Origin of the sequence: Kocuria sp. KRD140, assembly GCF_017168375.1 — a bacterium.
Lineage (GTDB): Bacteria > Actinomycetota > Actinomycetes > Actinomycetales > Micrococcaceae > Kocuria > Kocuria marina.
Window position 1 is genome coordinate 497,647 of the sequence record NZ_JABFAW010000001.1, and the last position, 6,374, is coordinate 504,020.

Below are 6,374 nucleotides of genomic sequence, written 5' to 3' on the forward strand. Positions count from 1 at the left end.
GCATGGTGTCGAGGTTGGGCGGGGGTTCGTGGGGTCGCAACCGGGTGATCTCCTCCACGGCGTGGGCCAGGGTGGACTGCATGCGCACACCCAGGATGTCGAGTTTGATCAGCCCCATGGGGTCCATGTCGTGCTTGTCGTACTGGGACATGGGCAGCCCGATCCCGCTGGCCTGCACGGGGGTGCGCTGCAACAGGGTGGTGTCGGAGAGGATCACCCCGCACGGATGCATGGAGATGTGCCGAGGTAGTCGGTCGAGGCGTTCGGTGAGATCCACGAGCAGGTCCAACTGCCGGTTGTTGCGCAGCCGCTGCGCGAGCGGGGCGAGTTCGGGCCGGCGTGCGATCTCCTCCCGCAGGGTGCCCCCGGGCACGCGCCACAACTGGGTGGCCACGTGGTCCACCTCCTGGGCCTCGAGCCCCAGTGCCAGTCCGGCGTCCCGCACGGCCCCGCGGGAGCGGTAGGCGTTCTGCATGCTCATGAGCGTGACGCGGCGGGGGCCGAAGCGTTCGAAGATCCGGTGGTAGACGGCGTGGCGTTGCGCGCTCTCCATGTCGATGTCGATGTCCGGCAGGCTGGGGCGCAGCGGGGAGAGGAAGCGCTCGAAGACGAGGTCGTACTCGAGCGGATCCGCCGGTGAGATCCCCAACAGGTGGACCACCAGGGACGAGACCCCGGAACCGCGGGCGGCGTGACGCACACCCATGCCGCTCATCAGTTCCGAGACCTCCCCCACGGTCAGGAAGTACCCGGCGAAGCCGAGCTGGGCGATCACCGCGAGTTCCCGTTCCAACCGTCCGCGCAGGGACTCCCGGTTGAGTCCGGGCACGGTGCGGTCCCAGTCCTCGCCGGCATGCAACCGGGCGAGTCCCGCGTAGCAACGCTGGGCCAGTTCCCGGTCCGGGTCACCGCTCACCCCGATCACCGAGGCCTCCGGGATCACCGGACGGTCCACCCCGAGATCCCCCTCCGGATCCAGACGGCAGCGCTGGGCCAGGTGGTGGGTGTCCGCGAGCAGCGCGCCGTGTCCCGCCTGACCGTGGTCCGCGGCGAGGGCGATCTCCCGGGCCAGCAGACTCATCTCGTCACCGTCCTTGAGCCAGCCCTGCCCGTTGGGTTGCAGCACACCGCGATCCGCCCCGGCCAGTTCGTCGAGGGACATCAAGGTCCGGGCGGCGTCCAGGACGTCCGCGGTCACGGCCTGCCCCGGGTGGGCGTAGCGCACGGCGTTGCTGAGCACCACGGGCAGCTGCGCCTGCCGCCCGATCTGGAACATCCGCACCGCGTGCCCCATGCTCAGGGGCGCACCCTGGGGCGCCAGGTAGGTCACCGTCTCCACCACGAGGGTCCCCGCGGGCAGCGCGTGACGCCATCGGTTCAGCGCGGTGCGCGCCGCGTGGTAGTGCCGTCCCACGAGCAGCCGACCCACGTCCGAGTCCGGGCCGAGCAGCACCACGAGCCCGGGATCACCGTGGCGCGCCGCACGATGCACGTGCCGCGCCAACTGCTCCGCGCTGAGTCCGATGGGGTGGGCCGCGTGCCGGTCATGAGCCCGGTGGGCGGCGGAGACCACCCGGCACAGGGCCGCGTACCCGGCTCCCCCGTTGCGTCCCGTGGCCAGGACCACCACCCGGCCGATCACCACGGGTGCCGCCGGACGACGTCGCTGTCCGGCCGCCCGATTCTGCCCGGCCACCCGGCCCTGCGCGCCTCCCGCGCCGGCGCGCGGGGTCCGCAGCAGGGCGATGTCCACACCCAGGACGGGAGCGAGACCGTGCGCGCGGCATGCCAGCACGTGTTTGACGGCCCCGTAGAGGCCGTCCCGGTCCGTGCACGCGAGGACCTGTGCTCCCTGGGACGCGGCCGCCCGGGCGAGTTCTTCCGGACGCGCCACACCGTAGTGCGAGCTGAAGGCCGAGGCCACGTGAAGATGGGGGAACCACATGCCCATATTCGAAACTTTATTCGAACTTCTGTCAATCGCGGACGGCTCCGCGGGCGACATGAAGTGACACGGAAGGACTCCGCACAGCGACCACGGGCGGTCTCATGCGGCGCTGACACGGAGCACCCGCCACTGATCGGTGAACTGGTTCCGGACCAGTTCGAAGGTGCGTGCGATAACCACCCCGGGCCGGACGACCTGCACCCGCCACCGCTCCTGATCCACCGCGCTCGTGCGGCTCTCACGCGGCACGCGGACCTCCACGTCCCACCAATTCCGGCGTTCGTACCAGCGAACGGCGGGCTGCAGGACGCGATGCTCCTCACCGCGGTACGTCACCACACACGGCGTCCCGGTGATGTCACACACCACCGCGAGATCATCGAGGGCGGGGTCCGTGGAGCCGCCCACCAGCCCCGTGGGACGCTCTACCGGCATGCCCGCGCCGATCACCGGAACCGTGTCCCACGGGTCCTCGTATTGCCCGGTCTCCGTCATCTCCAGCACCGTCATGGTGGCTCACCCTCCCTGATTATTCGAAAATTTATTCGACTACTGAGACGGTGCCAAGATCGTCCGACACGCATAAGCGACCGACGCCACGGCGGTGTCGGTCGCCGGAGAGATGCCCGCACACGGGCGTGGGTGAGATCTTTTCCGTTAAACGATATCGCGATAGCATTCTTCGAGGAGGTGCTGACGATGAAGAATGTCCTCATCCGGGGACTCAGTGACAGGGCGGTTGAAAGCATCGATGCGGAGGCATCCGCGCTGGGGCTATCCCGCAACGAGTTCCTGCGCCGGAAGTTTGAGACAGCGGCAGCCATGACGGGCGACAAGGCCACGGTGACCACTGAGGACTGGGAGCGCTCCTCCCGCGCGTTCGGCGACCTCATGGATGACGACATCATGGCTGCCGCGTGGCAGTGACCGGCTGGTTAATTGACAAGTCTGCGTATGCACGAATGCAGGCAGGGAAGGCCGCGCACCTCGAGGACTGGAATGCCCGCATCGAACGAGGACTGGTTCGACTCTCGACGGTCACGCGGCTTGAACTGGGATTCTCATCCCGTTCCGGCGAAGGCGGGCGTCAGGCGTTCGGGCTGCCGCCGCTGTCGCTGATGCCCATCGAACATCTGACGCCCGCGATGGAGGACCGTGCCTTCCAGGTGCAGATGTTGCTCGCCGATAGAGGTCAGCATCGTGCGCCGTCCATTCCGGATCTGCTGATCGCAGCATGCGCAGAGAAGGCTGGGCTGACGGTGCTGGCCATGGACAAGGACTTCGACTTGATTGCCGCGGTCACAGGCCAGCCGGTGGAAACCCTCACGCTGCGATGACAGAACACGCGTGAGGCGATTATCGGCCCTCCCGGTCGGTGATTCTCTGCGCCGTGACCGGGGAAATACCGCGGGCCCGCCGCCCTGGGCGACGCCCCGGAGTCCATCCCCGCGAAGAACAGCGGCCGATGGTGAGCCCGGCCGCGGTGCCGTACAACGCGTAGTCATACCACTCGATAACCGTTCCCGCGATCGCCGCGAAAAGCGCCCTGCCAGCGCCGGGGCGCGCTGCCGTGTCCGTCGTCGTCCGCTGGCGCATGAGCTCACACTACGACGCCGCTCGGGCACCGTCCGGACGTTGCACACCCGGACCAAGCGCCCGGAGATGATGCCCTGGAGCAGTTCCGGGGCATGGTGTCCGTGCCCCTTTCGGGAGCGCCGGCATTGTCCGCCCGCACCCCTGTGTTCCACGCCACACAGCGGTTAGATTGGCCCCATGACGACATCCATCGGGACAGCCGACACCACTGCCCTGTTCATGCTCCACGGATGCCTCCGCTCCACCCCCGGGAACGGACACGCGCTCGCGGGCATCTTGGCCGAGAACGACGCCGCCGAGCCCATGCCCGGTTGCCGCCTCTACCTCGTTGCCACCGATCCCGAGGATCCTGATGCCGTGTGGGTCACCGAGGTCTGGGACACCGAGGAGGACCATCAGGCGTCCCTGCAGATCCCGGCCGTCCAGGAGCGGATCCAACGGGCCTTACCGATCATCGACCGTGAAGGCATGACCAGCCACCGGCTGCAAGCCGTGGCGGGCATCCCGCGCTGACCCGGCGCCACCATCACATCGTCAACCCACCACTCACCGAGATCGCCTGGCCCGTGATGTAGGCAGTCTCCGGGGAGAGCAGGAAGTGGATCGTGGCCGCGACCTCCTCGGGGGTGCAGAGCCTGCGGGCGGGGATGCCCCGCGTCATCCCGGAGAAGACCTTCCCCGTGAGGCCCTGGGCGTCCGCGAGCTCGCGGTACATCGCGGTGTCCGTGGGGCCCGGGCACACGGCGTTGACCGCCATGGGTACCACGGCGTTCTCGCGCGCCACGGAGCGCACCATGCCCAGCACACCCGCCCGCGCGGCCGACGACACCGCGTCCCCGAACGAGCCCGCCTTGGCACTGTCCGACGGCACCACGACCAAGCTCGCCCGCCGACCCGCGGCTCCCCCCCGCACGCAGATGCGGCAGGACATGGCGAGCCACAGTGAGCACCCCGAGCAGCTCCACGGTCACGATCTCGCGGGTCCACTCCTCAGTGACCTCGTGCAGCGGCTCGGCGATGGCCGCTCCGATGCCCTGTCCGGTGCCGGTCACGATCGCCACCCGTGCGGTGGTGCCGGTGTTGTGCTCGTTCATGGGCAATCCTCCTGGTCGTGCTGTCGATCCCGGTTAGGGTGCGTACTCGCGTCCGGCCGATTCGCGGGAAATGATGAGCTCCATGACCTGGGTGAATCCCGCGCCCCCGGGGCCGATCAGGTGCTCGCGCGGGACCAGGACGTCCTCGCAGTGCATCAGGCCGCGGCCCACCGCTTTGGTGCCGTTGATGACCCAGCCGTCGTCAGTGCGCCGGGCCGTCATCCTCGGGTTGCCGGCGTCCGAGCCCGCGTTGAAGTCGCCGCGGGCGATCTCCTCCACGATCAGTACGAACCCACCGTGGGCCCGGACTGACCGAAGCGCGCGGTGCTCGCGGCGATCGTGAGATCGCACGGCACGTGCAGCACGTGCCCGCCACCGATCGCGAGTCCGTTGACCGTCGCGATCACGGGCTTGAGGCCGGTCCTCGGGCGCGACGGCGCTCGGGCGCCCCTGCGGCGGCCAGGACCAGGCGGGGCTGGCCCCGGACGTAGGAATCGAACGTGTGCCGCCGCTCGAAGTACCACGACTTCAGCGTCCCACCCGTGAGCCAGCAGGACCAGGTCGTACGCAAGCAGTTCGACGTCCAGCTCCACGAACGCACCGCTGCGCACGGCCTCCTGGATGGCCTCGACCAGGGGTCGGAGCGATTCCACCTCATGGGACTTGATGTGGGTCCGGTTCGCGGCGGTGAGCGACTTGCTCCCCCGGTAGGTGATGAGCGTGGCCTGACGGTTCTCGTCGATCACCCGGCAGTACATGGTGAATGCCGCGCTCACCCGCTCCACCGGGTCCTCGTCCGCCGCGGCCACAGCGGCCGGGACCCGTTCGGTGAGTTCGTCCAGCACCGCACCGGCCGCACGCAGCAGCTGGTTCCGGCGGGCCTCCTTGCGGGCGCGACGGGCCGCTCCCTCCGGGGCAAGGGCCGAGGTGTCGGTAAGTGAATCAGTATTCATCTCGAATAAATCTGGATCCACTTCATGGCGCGTCAAGGGTCGGAAGATGAAACCGTGCCCGGTCACCGCGCGATCGCGGCGACCACCTCAGCGGGCGATCGCCGCAAACACCGCCCCGGTGAGCTCGGCCAGATCTCGCGGGGCCAGACCCACGTCCTGCCCGCGTCGGCCACCGGAGACGTACATCCGGTCCAACCGCCGAGCGCCGTCGTCGATCACCGTGGGCAAGCGGGTGCGCTGACCCAGAGGGCTCACTCCGCCGAGCACGTAGCCAGTCAGTCGCTGGACGTCCCCGGGATCCGCCAATCGGGCCTTCTTGGCACCCAGCGCGACGGCCACCGCTTTCAGGTCCGCACTCTGCGCCACAGGCACCACGCACACCCCGAAACCATCGTGATCCGTCTGCACCACCAGGGTCTTGAACACGCACTGCGGCGGCAGCCCCAGCGCCTCGGCCGCTTCGCGCCCGTAGGCCGTGACGCGGGGATCGTGCTCGTAACCCATGGCCTCGAATTGCACGCCAGCGCGCTCGAGGGCGAGTGTGGCGGGCGTGGCCGATGCTCGTTGTGTCTTCTTCCCCACGGGTTCCTCCCATGCTGCGTCCGTCATGCACCCGGGTCACTTCCAGGATTGCGGGGGAGCACACCCAGCCGGGTTCGGTACTGTGGGACCACGTCCACACCACGGAAGGGCCGGTGCCCCGCACCTCGAGTCTAGGTCCTCCCGCAGCGCGGACGAGAAGTCCCCCCCCCACCGCAGCCTCTCCCCCGGACGCCTTGCAGT

General features: G+C 68.8%; 8 protein-coding genes and 2 pseudogenes. 3 read left to right on the forward strand and 7 right to left on the reverse strand.

Annotated features, from left to right (window positions below; all coding sequences use genetic code 11):
* A partial coding sequence (locus J1M36_RS02180) for a PHP domain-containing protein (protein ID WP_241246693.1) occupies window positions 1–1,945 on the reverse strand: 1,945 nt, incomplete at its 3' end.
* Window positions 1,946–2,047: 102 nt separating this feature from the next.
* Window positions 2,048–2,458, reverse strand: a complete 411-nt coding sequence (locus J1M36_RS02185; protein WP_064846804.1) for a hypothetical protein — start codon at window positions 2,456–2,458, stop codon at window positions 2,048–2,050.
* A gap of 189 nt (window positions 2,459–2,647) precedes the next feature.
* Between J1M36_RS02185 and J1M36_RS02190 the strand changes: the two genes are divergently transcribed.
* From J1M36_RS02190 to J1M36_RS02200, 3 genes are all read left to right on the forward strand, one after another.
* A complete protein-coding gene (locus J1M36_RS02190) occupies window positions 2,648–2,875 on the forward strand; it encodes a hypothetical protein (protein WP_206478576.1) in 228 nt (75 codons plus the stop codon).
* Entirely contained in the window at window positions 2,866–3,285 is a 420-nt protein-coding gene (locus J1M36_RS02195; RefSeq protein WP_098054436.1) for a PIN domain nuclease, read from the forward strand. The genes J1M36_RS02190 and J1M36_RS02195 overlap by 10 nt, the downstream gene beginning before the upstream one ends.
* A gap of 436 nt (window positions 3,286–3,721) precedes the next feature.
* Window positions 3,722–4,057, forward strand: coding sequence for a putative quinol monooxygenase (locus tag J1M36_RS02200; RefSeq protein WP_206399173.1), 336 nt, complete (start codon window positions 3,722–3,724; stop codon window positions 4,055–4,057).
* A gap of 13 nt (window positions 4,058–4,070) precedes the next feature.
* Here J1M36_RS02200 and J1M36_RS02205 read toward each other — a convergent pair whose 3' ends face one another.
* The 5 genes and pseudogenes from J1M36_RS02205 to ybaK form a co-directional block, all read right to left on the reverse strand.
* Window positions 4,071–4,475, reverse strand: coding sequence for an SDR family NAD(P)-dependent oxidoreductase (locus J1M36_RS02205; RefSeq protein WP_206478550.1), 405 nt, complete (start codon window positions 4,473–4,475; stop codon window positions 4,071–4,073).
* 196 nt (window positions 4,476–4,671) lie between these two features.
* Entirely contained in the window at window positions 4,672–4,917 is a 246-nt protein-coding gene (locus tag J1M36_RS02210) for a hypothetical protein (RefSeq protein ID WP_193519567.1), read from the reverse strand.
* 5 nt (window positions 4,918–4,922) lie between these two features.
* Window positions 4,923–5,051: pseudogene (locus J1M36_RS12620) on the reverse strand (enoyl-CoA hydratase-related protein); the annotation flags it as partial.
* A gap of 210 nt (window positions 5,052–5,261) precedes the next feature.
* Window positions 5,262–5,591 (reverse strand): annotated as a pseudogene (locus J1M36_RS13075) (hypothetical protein); the annotation flags it as partial.
* Between the two features lie 87 nt (window positions 5,592–5,678).
* Entirely contained in the window at window positions 5,679–6,200 is a 522-nt protein-coding gene (gene ybaK, locus J1M36_RS02220) for a Cys-tRNA(Pro) deacylase (protein ID WP_064846797.1), read from the reverse strand.
* Window positions 6,201–6,374 lie beyond the last annotated feature (174 nt).